Here is a 16706-nt window from a genome sequence, read left to right as displayed (position 1 = left end):
AATTTATTAAAACGATAGAAAAATGGCAGATTTAAAAGATTTCGCAGAACAATTAGTTAACCTTACTGTAAAAGAAGTAAATGAGTTAGCAACTATATTAAAAGATGAGTATGGTATCGAGCCTGCTGCTGCTGCTGCAGTTGCTGTTGCTGGTCCTGCTGGTGGTGGAGAAGCTGAAGAAGCTCAAACTGAATTTGATGTTATTTTAAAGGCTGCAGGTAGCTCTAAGTTAGCTGTTGTAAAATTAGTTAAAGAATTAACTGGTTTAGGTTTAAAAGAAGCTAAAGGTTTAGTTGACGATGCACCAAGTGCAGTTAAAGAAGGTGTATCTAAAGACGAAGCTGAAGCTTTAAAAGTATCTTTAGAAGAAGCTGGAGCAGAGGTTGAGTTAAAGTAAGCTTAACATCTCAAGAACATAACGGTTTAGGTCTGGAGCACGCGCTACCAGACCTAGACCATTTTGTGTATAATAGTATTTATACCAAAAGCAATACCCAAAACAACTCAAATTATTTGACTTGTTTTTTGCAGTTTAATTAGTGTTTTAAAGCACTATCATTATTTTTTTAATCATAATTCCGTCCATTGATGTTGTCAACACAAGCTGAAAGATTAAATTTCTCGTCTATTGTAAATAAGACAGATTATCCTGACTTTTTGGATATTCAGATAAAATCTTTTCAAGATTTTTTCCAATTAGAGACAAAATCTGAAGAAAGAGGTGATGAAGGTTTATACAATACCTTCATGGAAAACTTTCCTATCACCGATTCTCGTAATCAATTCGTTTTAGAATTTTTAGATTACTTCGTAGATCCACCAAGATATGCTATTGAAGAGTGTATTGAGCGTGGTTTAACATATAGCGTTCCGCTTAAAGCTAGGTTAAAGTTATATTGTACCGATCCTGAACACGAAGATTTTGAAACTATTGTTCAAGATGTTTATTTAGGAACTATTCCTTACATGACACCTTCTGGTACTTTCTGTATCAACGGTGCCGAGCGTGTAGTTGTATCTCAGTTACACCGTTCACCTGGTGTATTCTTCGGTCAATCTTTTCATGCTAATGGAACAAAATTATATTCAGCAAGGGTTATACCATTCAAAGGATCATGGATTGAGTTTGCTACCGACATCAACCAAGTGATGTACGCATACATTGATAGAAAGAAGAAATTACCTGTTACAACGCTTTTCCGTGCTATCGGTTTTGAGCGTGATAAAGATATTTTAGAGATTTTCGACTTAGCTGAAGAGGTTAAAGTATCGAAATCTGGATTAAAGAAGTACTTAGGAAGAAAATTAGCAGCTCGTGTTTTAAATACGTGGCATGAGGATTTTGTTGATGAAGATACTGGTGAAGTAGTATCAATTGAGCGTAACGAGATTGTGCTTGATCGTGATACTATTTTAGACAAAGACAACATAGAAGAAATTCTTGAAGTTGATGTTAAAACTGTTCTTTTACATAAAGAAAGTAATGAGCAAGGTGATTACGCCATTATTCATAACACACTTCAAAAAGATCCAACAAACTCTGAAAAAGAGGCTGTTGAACATATATATAGACAATTACGTAATGCTGAGCCGCCAGATGAGGAAACTGCTCGTGGAATAATTGATAAATTATTCTTCTCAGACCAACGTTATTCTTTAGGAGAAGTTGGGCGTTACAGAATGAACAAAAAATTACAGTTGGATATCGGTATGGATAAGCAAGTGCTTACCAAAGAAGATATTATAACTATTATAAAATACTTAATCGAGCTTATTAACTCTAAAGCAGAGATTGATGATATTGATCACTTATCTAACCGTCGTGTACGTACAGTTGGTGAGCAGTTATCTTCTCAATTTGGTGTTGGTTTAGCACGTATGGCTCGTACTATTCGTGAGCGTATGAACGTTCGTGATAACGAGGTATTTACACCTATAGATTTAATTAATGCTAAGACATTATCGTCTGTTATTAATTCTTTCTTCGGTACAAACCAGTTATCTCAATTTATGGATCAAACCAATCCATTAGCTGAGATTACACATAAGCGTCGTTTATCGGCTCTTGGACCAGGTGGTCTTTCGAGAGAGAGAGCAGGGTTCGAGGTTCGTGATGTTCACTATACACACTACGGCCGTTTATGTCCAATTGAAACTCCTGAGGGACCAAATATTGGTCTTATTTCTTCACTTTCAGTATTTGCTAAAGTGAATTCAATGGGATTCATTGAAACACCTTATAGAAAAGTAACTGATGGTGTTGTTGATATTCAAAATGAACCAACTTATTTAAGTGCAGAAGAAGAAGAAGAAAAATTAATCGCACAAGCAACTGTAAAGGTTGATGAAAACGGTAAAATTTTACATGATAAGGTAATTGCACGTATGGAAGGTGACTTCCCTGTTATCGAGCCATCAAGGTTAGATTATACAGATGTAGCGCCAAACCAAATTTCGTCTATCTCAGCTTCTTTAATTCCTTTCTTAGAGCATGATGATGCGAATAGAGCCCTGATGGGATCTAACATGATGCGTCAAGCAGTACCATTATTAAGAGTAGATGCTCCAATTGTAGGTACAGGTTTAGAGCGTCAAGTAGCTTCAGATTCTCGTGTTTTAATTAACGCAGAAGGAAGAGGTGAAGTTCTTTATGTTGATGCTAATGAAATTAAAATTAGATACGACCGTACTGAAGATGAAGCTAAAGTAAGTTTCGATAGTGATATCAAAACTTATAAATTGGTGAAATTCCGTAAAACGAATCAAGGTACTTCTATCAACCTTAAACCAATTGTGGTTAAAGGTGATATTGTTGCTAAAGGTCAAGTTTTATGTGAAGGTTATGCAACTCAAAAAGGTGAATTAGCTCTTGGTAGAAATATGAAAGTAGCCTTTATGCCTTGGAAAGGGTATAACTTTGAGGATGCCATTGTAATTTCAGAAAAGGTTGTTCGTGAAGATATATTTACATCTATTCATATTGATGAGTATTCTTTAGATGTTAGAGATACAAAATTAGGTAACGAAGAGTTAACTAATGATATTCCTAACGTTTCAGAAGAAGCTACTAAAGATTTAGATGAAAACGGAATGATTCGTATTGGAGCAGAGGTTAAACCTGGTGATATCTTAATTGGTAAAATTACACCAAAAGGGGAATCTGACCCAACTCCAGAAGAAAAATTATTGCGTGCTATCTTTGGTGATAAAGCTGGTGATGTTAAAGATGCGTCGTTAAAAGCGTCTCCTTCATTACATGGTGTTGTTATCGAGAAGAAATTATTTGCAAGAGCGGTAAAAGATAAGCGTAAAAGAGCTCAGGATAAAGATGATATCTTAGCTTTAGAAGCACAATACGATAGAAAGTTTGAAGATTTAAAAGATGTTTTAATCGAAAAGCTTTTCAATATAGTAAATGGAAAAACCGCTCAAGGTATTTTTAATGATTTAGGTGAAGAAGTATTACCAAAAGGTAAAAAATTCACGCTTAAAATGTTAAATGCTGTTGATGATTATGCGCATTTAGTGTCTGGAAAATGGACAACTGATGAGCACACAAATACATTAGTTGCCGATTTAATTCACAACTATAAAATTAAAGAGAACGATTTACAAGGATCTTTACGTCGTGAGAAGTTTACCATTTCTGTAGGTGATGAGTTACCAGCAGGAATTATCAAACTAGCTAAAGTTTACATCGCTAAAAAGCGTAAACTTAAAGTAGGTGATAAAATGGCAGGACGTCACGGTAACAAAGGTATTGTTGCTCGTATCGTTCGTCAAGAAGATATGCCATTCTTAGAAGATGGAACGCCAGTTGATATTGTATTAAATCCATTAGGTGTACCGTCTCGTATGAATATTGGTCAAATTTATGAAACAGTTCTTGGATGGGCAGGTCAAAAATTAGGTCGTACTTATGCAACGCCAATCTTTGATGGTGCAACTATAGAACAAATTAACGGATTTACAGATGAAGCTGGAATTCCAAGATACGGACATACTTATTTATATGACGGTGGAACAGGTAAGCGTTTCGATCAACCAGCAACAGTTGGTGTGATTTACATGCTTAAACTTGGTCACATGGTTGATGATAAGATGCACGCACGTTCTATTGGACCTTACTCATTAATTACGCAACAACCATTAGGTGGTAAAGCACAATTTGGTGGTCAACGTTTTGGTGAGATGGAAGTTTGGGCACTTGAGGCTTATGGAGCATCAAGCACCTTACGAGAAATTTTAACTGTAAAATCTGATGATGTTATTGGTAGAGCCAAAACTTACGAAGCTATCGTAAAAGGAGAACCAATGCCAGATCCAGGATTACCAGAATCATTCAATGTATTAATGCATGAATTGAAAGGTTTAGGATTGGATATCAGATTAGAAGAGTAAAAAAATAGTTGGCAGTTAACAGTCAACATTAAATAGACTATTTTTTAGACTAAATAATGTTGACTGAGAACTCAAACTGAAGACTTAAAAAACATGGCAAGAAAACAAGATAAGAATACAGTAAAGAGGTTTAATAAAATCTCAATTGGTTTAGCATCACCAGAATCTATTTTAGCAGAATCTAGAGGTGAGGTTTTAAAACCAGAAACTATCAATTATCGTACGCACAAACCAGAAAGAGATGGTTTGTTCTGTGAGCGTATCTTCGGTCCTGTAAAGGATTATGAGTGTGCTTGTGGTAAATATAAAAGAATACGTTACAAAGGGATTGTTTGTGACCGTTGTGGTGTAGAAGTAACAGAAAAGAAAGTACGTAGAGATAGAGTAGGGCACATTAACTTAGTGGTTCCTGTAGCTCATATCTGGTACTTCCGTTCTTTACCAAACAAAATTGGATATTTATTAGGATTACCATCTAAGAAGTTAGATATGATTATTTACTACGAACGTTATGTAGTAATTCAACCAGGTAATGCTAAAAATGAAGAAGGTGAACCATTGCAAAAAATGGATTTCCTTACGGAAGAAGAATACTTAAATGTTCTTGAGTCACTTCCGCAAGATAATCAGTATTTAGATGATGAAGACCCTAACAAGTTTTTAGCTAAAATGGGTGCTGAGTGTTTAATCGATTTATTAGCGCGTATTGATTTACAAGCTTTATCATATGAATTACGTCATAAAGCAAATACTGAAACGTCTAAACAACGTAAAACAGAAGCTTTAAAGCGTTTACAAGTTGTTGGAGCCTTAAGAGATTCTAATAAAAATAGAGAAAATCGTCCAGAATGGATGATTATGAAGGTTGTGCCAATTATCCCGCCAGAATTACGTCCTTTAGTGCCGTTAGATGGTGGTCGTTTTGCAACTTCAGATTTAAATGATTTATACCGTCGTGTAATTATTCGTAACAATCGTCTTAAAAGATTAGTTGAGATAAAAGCACCAGAAGTAATTTTACGTAATGAAAAACGTATGCTACAGGAATCTGTAGATTCGTTATTTGATAATACACGTAAATCATCTGCTGTAAAAACGGATTCTAATAGACCATTAAAATCATTATCCGATTCATTAAAAGGTAAGCAAGGACGTTTCCGTCAAAACTTACTTGGTAAGCGTGTTGATTATTCTGCACGTTCGGTAATTGTTGTTGGACCAGAATTAAAATTACACGAATGTGGATTGCCAAAGAATATGGCGGCAGAGCTTTACAAACCTTTCGTAATTAGAAAACTAATTGAAAGAGGTATTGTAAAAACTGTAAAATCTGCAAAGAAAATTATAGATAAAAGAGAACCAGTGGTTTGGGATATCTTGGAAAATGTTCTTAAAGGACATCCAGTATTATTAAACCGTGCGCCTACGTTACACCGTTTGGGTATACAAGCGTTTCAACCTACGTTAATCGAAGGTAAAGCGATTCAATTACACCCATTAGTATGTACGGCATTTAATGCCGATTTTGATGGTGATCAAATGGCGGTGCATTTACCACTTGGACCAGAAGCTATTTTAGAATGTCAGTTATTAATGTTGGCATCTCACAATATCTTAAATCCAGCAAATGGTTCGCCAGTAACAGTACCTTCTCAGGATATGGTACTTGGTCTGTACTACATGACCAAGCTACGTACGTCTACACCAGAAGTGAAAATTAAAGGTGAAGGTTTAACTTTTTATTCTCCAGAAGAAGTAGAAATTGCTTTTAATGAAGAAAGAGTAGACTTGAATGCTGGTATTAAAGTTAGAACTATCGACATTAATGAAGATGGTAAACTTGATAAAATGATTATTGAGACTACTGTAGGTCGTGTATTATTTAACCAACACGTACCACAGTCAGCTGGATATATAAATCAAGTATTAACTAAGAAATCTTTAAGAGATATTATTGGTGATATTTTAAAAGCAACTTCTGTTCCTGAAACGGCTGATTTCTTAGATGCGATTAGAACGTTAGGATTTAAGTTTGCATTCCAAGGTGGTCTATCATTCAGTTTAGGTGATATTATTATTCCACCTGAAAAACAATCAATGATTGATAAGGCTAACACGTTAGTTGAAGGTATTACAGGTAACTATAACATGGGACTTATTACTAACAACGAACGTTACAACCAAGTTATTGATATTTGGACTTCAACAAATGCTGAATTGACAGAATTGTCAATGAAACGTATTAGAGAAGATCAACAAGGATTCAACTCGGTGTTTATGATGCTTGACTCTGGAGCAAGGGGATCTAAAGAACAGATTCGTCAGCTTACAGGTATGCGTGGATTAATGGCGAAACCTAAAAAATCTACAGCAGGTGGTGGATCTATTATTGAAAATCCAATTCTTTCTAACTTTAAAGAAGGTCTTTCAATTTTAGAATACTTTATCTCTACTCACGGTGCTCGTAAAGGTCTTGCGGATACGGCTCTTAAAACCGCGGATGCAGGTTACTTAACACGTCGTTTAGTAGATGTTTCTCAAGATGTTATTATTAACACTGAAGATTGTGGAACATTAAGAGGTGTAGAAGTTGAACCATTGAAGAAAAATGATGAAGTTGTTGAGACTTTAGAAGAAAGAATCGTTGGTCGTGTATCTTTAAATGATGTTTATAATCCATTAACAGAAGAGTTGTTAGTTTCAGCTGGTCAGTTAATTGAAGATGATATAGCTAAAATCATTCAAGCATCTCCAATTGAGAGTGTAGAGGTACGTTCTGCATTAAGTTGTGAGGCTTTAAAGGGTATTTGTGCTAAATGTTACGGACGTAACTTAGCTACCGGAAAAATGGTACAACGTGGTGAAGCTGTAGGTGTAGTTGCTGCACAATCTATTGGTGAACCAGGTACACAGTTAACATTACGTACATTCCACGTAGGTGGTATTGCAGGTAACATTTCAGAAGAAAATAAGTTAATTGTTAAGTTTGATGGTATTGCTGAAATTGAAGATTTAAAAACAGTTAAAGGTCAAGATAACGAAGGAAACGAAATTGATGTTGTAATCTCTCGTACATCTGAACTTAAACTTATTGATAAGAAAACAGGTATTGTATTAAGTACAAATAACATTCCTTACGGTTCAACCATTATTGTTAAAAATGGTCAGAAACTGTCTAAAGGGGATGAAGTTTGTTCTTGGGATCCATATAACGGTGTTATTGTTTCAGAATTTGCTGGTAAAGTGAAGTATGAAAACATCGAACAAGGGGTTACTTACCAAGTAGAAATAGATGAGCAAACAGGTTTCCAAGAGAAAGTAATTTCTGAATCTAGAAACAAAAAGCTTATTCCAACACTTCATATTGAAGATTCAAATGGTGAAACAATGCGCTCTTACAACTTACCAGTCGGCGCTCACTTAATGATTGACGATGGTGAAAAAGTAATAGTTGGTAAAATTTTAGTTAAAATACCTCGTAAATCTGCTAAAGCAGGTGATATTACGGGTGGTTTACCTCGTGTTACTGAGTTGTTCGAAGCACGTAACCCATCTAACCCAGCGGTTGTTAGTGCTATTGATGGTGTAGTTTCTTTCGGAAAAATCAAACGTGGTAACCGCGAGATTATAATAGAGTCTAAAACAGGCGATATTAAGAAATACTTAGTTAAATTATCAAGTCAGATTCTTGTTCAAGAAAATGATTTCGTAAAAGCTGGTATGCCTTTATCTGATGGTTCTATTACACCGAATGATATTTTAAATATCAAAGGCCCATCTGCAGTTCAACAATACTTAGTTAACGAAGTACAAGAAGTATATCGTTTACAAGGTGTGAAGATTAATGATAAACACTTCGAGGTTGTTGTTCGTCAAATGATGCGTAAAGTTAGAATTATTGATTCTGGTGATACTATATTCTTAGAAGATCAATTGGCTCATAAAGCAGATTTCATATTAGAAAATGATGATATTTTCGGAATGAAGGTTGTTGAAGATGCAGGAGATTCAATTAACTTAAAACCTGGTCAAATTGTTTCGCCTCGTGAGTTAAGAGATGAAAACTCTATTTTACGTAGAGAAGATAAAACACTAGTTTCTGCTAGAGATGCGCAGCCAGCAACGGCTACACCAATACTGCAAGGTATTACTAGAGCATCACTTCAAACTAAATCGTTTATCTCTGCGGCTTCTTTCCAAGAGACAACTAAAGTACTTAACGAAGCAGCTGTAGCTGGTAAGGTAGATTCTTTAGAAGGCTTGAAAGAAAATGTAATTGTTGGACATAGAATTCCAGCAGGTACAGGTATGAGAAGTTATACTGATATCATAGTTGGTTCTAAAGAAGAATTCGACGAGATGATGCAAGTAAAACAAGAGTTAAATTATAACTAGTATTTGTTATTCCCGCGAAGGCGGGAATCTATAAAATAAAAGCCTTCATGCATTAAGTTGCTTGAAGGCTTTTTTATTAATAAAATTAATTAGGCTTCTTCCAAATAAGGAGTAAAAAATACAATTTCAATGGCAAACGAAAAAGAAGCTCCTAAACAAGGGCAAATAAATATTGAGTTAGATGAAAAAGTAGCAGAAGGTACTTACTCTAACTTAGCGATTATAAATCATTCGGTTTCCGAATTTGTAGTCGATTTTGTAAACATCATGCCAGGTGTTCCAAAGAGTAAAGTAAAATCACGTATTATTTTAACACCGCAACATGCTAAACGTTTATTGAAAGCGCTAAGTGAAAATGTAACACGTTTTGAGAGCGCACACGGTGAGATTAAAGACTATGAGCAACCTCCAATACCGTTGAATTTTGGTCCAACAGGACAGGCATAATTGATATTGATTCATGAAAAAAAAAGCAACTTATTTTAAGTTGCTTTTTTTTTGTTCCATAATTTCAGGTCTATGGGAACCTTATTTTTAGCCTGTTAACTTGTGCAAATCTTTTTTATTAAGATTTTTTTAAGGAAATGTGCTTTTTTATGTTATTTCTTGTAAGTTTTTATTTATTTTTAAGGTAGGTTAAAACGGTTTTTAATAAAGTGTTGTAGCTTTTAGACGATTGGTTTAATGATTGAATTAAAACCGTTCGTCTATACTTTTGAGTTACTGGTCGCCTCGTTGTTACTTTCAATAGAATTCCCTGAAAGTAACGTATTAAGGACATTTAAATTTGTAATACAATTGATTAAAATAACTACGTACCTTATGAAATCATTCATCCCTACTTCGCAGAAAGTCAAAGCATTTTATTGCTTTATATTTCTGCTTTTTGCTTTCACTCAATTTACCTCTGCCCAATGCATCGCTGTAGACGATTGTGATGGCGACGGTATATTAAACGTTGATGACTTAGATGATGATAATGATGGTGTTTTAGATACTGATGAAGGTGTTTGTACCTCTAATCCATCTGGTAATTGGGGTGGTACAACTGTTGATGTGTCACATACTTATAGTGATGGAGTTGTAGTACGATTGGTAAGCAACACTACAGCGAATTTTGTCTCTTTGGATAATTTTAATTCTGCTGGAGCTGGTTTTTGGTCGGAGAATTTGGCAGGAAATCCTTCAGTTGTGGGGAATTTTACATTTGGAGATATGATAACCGTGATTTTTGAAGATGGAGCTGGAAATCAAACTCAGGTAACAGACCCAATTATTCACTTCGATAACATTGGTGAATCTTCTAACAATGTACAAAATTCAGCAGAAGTTACATTAGGAAATGGCTTAACTTGGTCAAGGATAGGAGGAACAGATGATTTTTTAGCAACTTCTACCACTGTTAGAGATGGAGGTGCAGGTTCAACACCAGGAATATTTGCAAATGGTTATAGCACACAATCTACTCAGAATGATATAGACGGATCTGCAGCAGGGAGTTTACAAATTAATGGTACGGTGAGTACTTTTACATTAACATTTCCAATGGCTGAACCTACTGCAGGTGCAAGAGATTTTATTGAGATAATTGTTTCAACATGTAAACAATTAGATTATGATAATGATGGTACACCAAACTTTTTAGATGTAGATAGTGATAATGATGGTTGCCCTGATGCAATTGAGGGTAGTGCTAATTATGATTTTAATAGCATAGACGAGAACTTTGCACTTACAGCGGCCATAAATGGTACGGGTATTCCTGGGGGAACGTCTCAAACCGTCGGAACTTCACAAGATGAAACACAACAATCAGATGAGTGCAGTGAATGTTACCCTTCTCATCCTTCCTATGTAGATAGTGATGGTGATACAATTGCAGATTTCTGTGATTTAGATGATGATAATGATGGTATTTTAGATACGGATGAAATGCAGGTTCAAGCATGTAATTTTTACCCGACGTTAACTTTTAGTGGAGCAACTTTAGAATCTGGTACAGCTTTAAGTTCTGGTGCTATATATCGATTTTCTAATGTAACTACAAATATAGATGCCTTAGTTACTATTGTTTCATCAACACCAAACCCTGGTATAACTACTATTGATGATGATGCTTCTAATATAGCTAGCTTTCAACCTGTTTTAGGAGAAAATAATTCTTCAGTTGAATTTGAATTTCAGTTTGTAACCACTGGCACCTCTAATGTTACACAAATACCTCAATTTTATATTACGGCTATCGATGTTGACGGAGATAGTGCACAAGGTAGGGAGTTTGTCGAATTAGATGTTACAAATTCTTCTGTACATACTAGAGAAACCCCCAGTGAACTAGCCATTTATCCTACCGCTATAGGAACGATGTTTAAAAGTTCTTTACAAACAGCTCCAGGCATAGATAATACTGCGACTAATGTAATGTTTACAGCTAGATATTCTCAAACAGGTAAGTTCACAATAAAAATAGGAGCAGAACCAACTTCTGGTGTAAATCGTCTTTTCTCAATGAATTTTGATCCATGTACATATGATATTTATGCAAATCCAACTAATTCAGATTTATTACTTCAGGTTTTAGATACTGATAATGATGGTACGCCTGATCATTTAGATAATGATAGTGATAATGATGGTTGCCCAGATGCCTTAGAAGGTGATGCGGGTTTAGTATATGCCGATTTGAATACTAATGGAACTATAAATGCATCTGTAAATGATAACGGAATACCAATTGCTACAAACGTTGGTACCGCAGGAGCAGGAATATCAGGTCAAGATGATGTCTCTTCCACTAATAATACAGTACAAGCTGCAGAGTGCGATTCATGTAATAGTTCGAGTTCACTTTTTTCTGATAATGATAATGATGGTATTGGTGATGTTTGTGATTTGGATGATGATAATGATGGCATATTGGATATTGATGAGTTAGATTGTTCTCCAGGATTTGTTAGTTTAGGACAAACTTTTACAAATATTGATACAGGAACAAATGGAGGTACTACATCCGCAACTCTATCTAACATATATGCATATAATGGTGTCGATGTTGTAACGGCTACTTATGAACTACAAGGTTCTTCAACATGGAGCTCAGGGGTTAGTAGTACCAATAACGGAGGTATTTCGGGTGACTATATTAATACCCAACCTAATAATACAGATTTCCCAAATGGAGATGTAGCTGTTTATACCTATACTTTTTCTGAGCCAGTATATAATGTAGAGTTTAAATTTGGAGGGTTAGATAATGCTGATAGAGCAGATTTTTTAGCTAATAATGGAGCTGTTATTTCACCTGTAACATTAACAAATATTACATTACCTATAGGTGCTTTTTCAATTTCCGGTCAAACAGTTATAAGTAGTGCGAGTAGTGGGAATTCACCAAGTAATGCTATTCAGGTTTCTATTGCAGGGCCGGTTAGGGAGATAAGCATAACAGTAGGTAAGCAAGATGGTGTTGCAGGTAATGTTACCATGCAGTTTTATGAATTAGGATACTGTTTGGGTAAAGATACCGATGCTGATAATATACCAGACTATTTAGATAAAGACAGTGACAATGACGGTTGCCCAGATGCCTTAGAAGGCGATGCCGGTTTAGTTTATGCAAATTTAAACCCAGATGGAAGCATAAATGCAACGGTAAATGATAATGGAATACCTATTGCAACAAATGTTGGCACTGTAGGAGCAGGAACAACAGGTCAAGATGATGTATCTTCAACTAATAGTGCAGTACAAGCTGCAGAGTGTGATTCATGTAATAGTTCGAGTTCACTTTTTTCTGATAATGATAATGATGGAATACCAGATGCTTGTGATTTAGATGACGATAATGATGGTATTTTAGATGTAGATGAATACAATAAAAATTGTGGAGCAACTTCTTCTTCCAATATACATTTTACAGATTCATCATATAACCAAATAGCTGCAAATACTAATGATGGAGATTTAATAGCATATATAAAAGACTTTGATAGCGATGTAACAGCTGTCGCTACAACAAGACTAGGCTCGGGTAGTTTTGGAGCTACATCTCCTAATTATACGGATGGCACTATACAGGTTGATATGCAGAGTCGTAATTCAAATAATGATGTTACGGGTACTTCAACCGAAATTGTGTTTTCAGAACTTATATTATCATCAGAATTTAATGTAAGAAGCTTAGCAAGAAATGGTTCTGGTACTTATAATGAGAGTCAAAATATTAAATTTTATAACAATGGAGTTCAAGTTCAATTTCCTGCTGTTATTTATGCAACGTCAGGGACAATAGGTACAGGAGCTTCCTATGATCCAGTTACTGGAGATGCTATAGCAGCAATAATAGGAGGTGCGGCGCAAGAAGCAAATTTTAGATTTAATATTGATAGACCTATAGATAGAATTGTAATAGCTCAGGCATCTGATGCTAATGCTGATAATATTGGTTGGAGACTTAGTGTTTTATGTCCTTTTTATGGGGATACTGATAACGATGGTATCTATGATCATTTAGATCTTGATAGTGATAACGATGGGTGTTTTGATGCCCTAGAAGGCGATGCAGGTTTAGTATATGCTAATTTAAATAGTGATGGAAGTATAAACGCTGCTGTAAATGATAACGGAATACCTATTGCAACAAATGTTGGTACTGCGGGAACAGGAACAGAAGGTCAAGACGATGTATCTTCAACTAATGATGCGGTTCAAGCTGCGGAGTGCGATCCTTGTAATAGTTCTAGCTCACTTTTCTCTGATAGTGATTTGGATACTATTGGCGATTATTGTGATTTAGATGATGATAATGATGGTATTCTAGATAGTGTAGAGCAATCATGCGGAAATGGTACAGAAGCCATATCTGCTGCTGCGGTAAATGCATCAATTGATAATGTGGCATTACATGATGGTACAAATACACCACAGACATTAACCCAAAATTTTACAGTGCCTGGTTGCCCTGCTGATGGTGACGTTGTGTCTTACACTGTAACAGCTTTCCCTTCGAGAGCGGCATCTAATAATGTTAATATTTGTGCAGATGTAGATTCGTTTAAAGGATTTACAAATGCTACTTATGGTGATAATATTGGTATCGATAAACTTGCTGGTTGCGATGGAGGAATTAGATACCGAATTGAGTTTACTAGTGGTGCCGAAGTTTTAGATCTTTCAAGTCTTTCACACGGAAATTTAGCTGCAGATGAAGCTATTATTATAACTTCTAATGTGCCTTTATTTGGACAAACTTATAAAAGACCTGATTTTGATGCCAGTTCGGATAATACAGGAACTAATGGTGGACCAACAATTAGCGGAAGTGGAACAAATAGTGTTGCATTTGATAACGTTTCAGGTGGCTTCGGTGGAAATTTAAACGTTTGGGAAGTAAACTCAAACGGCGAAAAAGTAGAATGGGTAGAAATTGACTATTACAGAAGTTCAGGTTCTACAGCACTTTCATATGAATCTTTTACATTAAACCATGTAATTCCTTGCGATGCAGATTGTGATGGTATACCTAATTATTTAGATTTAGATTCTGATAACGATGGCTGTTTTGATGCCTTAGAAGGCGATGCCGGTTTAACATACTCAAATTTAAATAGTGATGGAAGTATAAACGCTGCTGTAAATGATAACGGAATACCTATTGCAACAAATGTTGGTACTGTAGGAGCAGGAACAACAGGTCAAGATGATGTGTCTTCAACTAATAGTGCAGTACAAGCTGCAGAGTGTGATTCATGTAATAGTTCGAGTTCACTTTTTTCTGATAATGATAATGATGGTATTGGTGATGATTGTGATTTAGATGATGATAATGATGGGATATTAGATACTGTAGAATGTGATATAACAAGTTATAGTGTTAATTTTGATTTAGATAATGAAGGGTGGATTATTGATAATAATAATTTAGATGGAAATGATGGAAATACCGTGCATTCAACAGCCACATTAACTAATTCAAATTGTGATTATTCTAGTATACCGGCCAGTCCATCAAATACTGATTATATTTTATGGACCGATGTAACTGCAGGGAATGTTTATTTCGAAAACGCTACAGATTTAAACCTCGATCTTTCAGCCTTAACCAATAATGGAACTTTAAGTTTTAATTGGATAAATGGTGTTTATGGGGGAACAACTCCAACTTCAAGCGATATGATTATTGTGTTAAATGGAGGAGGTAAATCTGTTACATATCCGCTTACAGGTGTAGTAGGAAGTCTTATAAATACAGGGACATGGCATGCGATATCTTTAGATTTAACTACAACCAATTTTGGAGTAGATCTAACAGATGTTTTGGCAGATTTAGATGTGATTTCTATTAAAGTTGAAAATATAAACAATAGACAAATTGGAGATTCAGGTACAGTATGTTCGGATGCAGAATATATGGCTTTAGACGATTTAGTTTTGACTAGTTTATGTATCGATACCGACGGAGATGGAACACCAAACTACTTAGATTTAGATTCTGATGCCGATGGATGTAGTGATGCCGATGAAGCTTATAATAATATAGATGCCGATGACAATGATACAGGAATTTATGGCCCAGATATACCAACATTAGCAAATGGAGGTGTTGATGCAAATGGATTAGTTGTTTTAGCTGGAGTTACCGGAAATGCATACAACACAATACCTACAACTACTGCAGGAGGATTAAATACTTTTGAAGAAGGGATGACCTTAGCTATAGATACAGCGCCTTCAAATGAAATAAAATGCGAAACAGAAACAGCGCAGTTTGATGCTGTTGCAAGTGCTGCACCAATAGGGACGAATGTACCAGTAGCTACAGCAAGTACAGATGTTACGTATCAGTGGTCTGTAAGTACTGATGGTATTAGTTATTCTAATTTAGCTTCCGAAACAGGTACCGTTGCAAGTGGAACAACAGTTTCACTTGAGTTAACAAATGTTACTAACGCCATGGATGGAAACATATATAGAGTCGTTTTTACAAATGAGGCTAATATTTGTTTCGCTGAGGCGGAAGCAACTTTAACTGTAAATGCATTAGAAGATGCTGGTTTTAGTTATGATGCAGGAGCGTATTGCGTAAGTGATTCAGATCCAACGCCAACGGTTTCAGGAACATCAGGAGGAACATTTAGTAGTATTCCAGGCTTAATTATTAATACTTCAACAGGAGCCATTGATGTGAGTGCGTCAACTCCTGCAACCTATACCGTTACGTATAGTGTTGGAGGAACTTGCCCAAATAGTTCAGATGTTTCAGTAACAATCAATGCTTTAGACGATGCCAGTTTCAGTTATGCTGCTGCTGCATATTGTGTAGATGCTAGCGATCCAACCCCAACAATTACAGGGTTATCCGGCGGAACCTTCTCAAGTGTAGCAGGTTTATCAATCAATGCTTCAACAGGAGAAATTGATGTGAGCGCCTCAACTCCTGCGACTTATACAGTAACATATACTACGGCGGGAACGTGTCCAAATAGTTCAGATGTTTCAGTAACAATAAATGATGTTCCTAATGCTCCAATTATTTCAGGAGACGGACTTCTGTGTAATACTGAAACAACAACTTTATCAACAACAGCCACAGGAACTATAGTATGGAGTTCAGATACTCCAGGAGTGGCTTCAATAGATTCTAGTACAGGAGAAGTTACGGCTATATCTGCAGGTACTACAAATATTACTTATACAGTATCAGATGGAAACGGTTGTTCAACAGAATCTTCTGTATTCACTATTACAGTGAGTTGTATCGATGCTGTTATCAACGACTTCACGGCAACTCCAGTAGATGGTGTTACAGGAGGAACCGCAGGCGATGTTACAGCCAACGATACCTTAAACGGAGCGGCAGTAGATGATACCTTAATCAACATCACTTTAGATAATGACGGTGGATTAACCGG

At 35.8% G+C, this 16706-nt stretch carries 5 protein-coding genes; all 5 read left to right on the top strand.

The features are described 5' to 3' along the window. Positions 1-22: 22 nt before the first annotated feature. Complete coding sequence (rplL, locus tag DFQ06_RS18815) at positions 23-397, top strand: 50S ribosomal protein L7/L12 (protein WP_042499286.1); 375 nt, start codon at positions 23-25, stop codon at positions 395-397. A 191-nt stretch (positions 398-588) separates the two neighbouring features. After that, a complete protein-coding gene (gene rpoB, locus DFQ06_RS18810) occupies positions 589-4401 on the top strand; it encodes a DNA-directed RNA polymerase subunit beta (RefSeq protein WP_133969382.1) in 3813 nt (1270 codons plus the stop codon). A gap of 93 nt (positions 4402-4494) precedes the next feature. Beyond that, positions 4495-8796 carry a DNA-directed RNA polymerase subunit beta' gene (gene rpoC, locus DFQ06_RS18805; protein WP_042499284.1) on the top strand — a complete coding sequence of 1434 codons (4302 nt, stop codon included), beginning with the start codon at positions 4495-4497 and terminating at the stop codon, positions 8794-8796. 129 nt (positions 8797-8925) lie between these two features. Beyond that, positions 8926-9243, top strand: a complete 318-nt coding sequence (locus DFQ06_RS18800; protein WP_042499282.1) for a DUF3467 domain-containing protein — start codon at positions 8926-8928, stop codon at positions 9241-9243. Positions 9244-9618: 375 nt separating this feature from the next. Beyond that, the coding region (locus DFQ06_RS18795) for an Ig-like domain-containing protein (RefSeq protein WP_174564438.1) at positions 9619-16706 on the top strand (7088 nt) is incomplete at its 3' end.

The organism is Algibacter lectus, from assembly GCF_004368925.1.
Classification (GTDB): domain Bacteria; phylum Bacteroidota; class Bacteroidia; order Flavobacteriales; family Flavobacteriaceae; genus Algibacter; species Algibacter lectus.
Note: the sequence above shows the minus strand (reverse complement) of the source record. Positions and strands in the feature narration are given on the sequence as shown.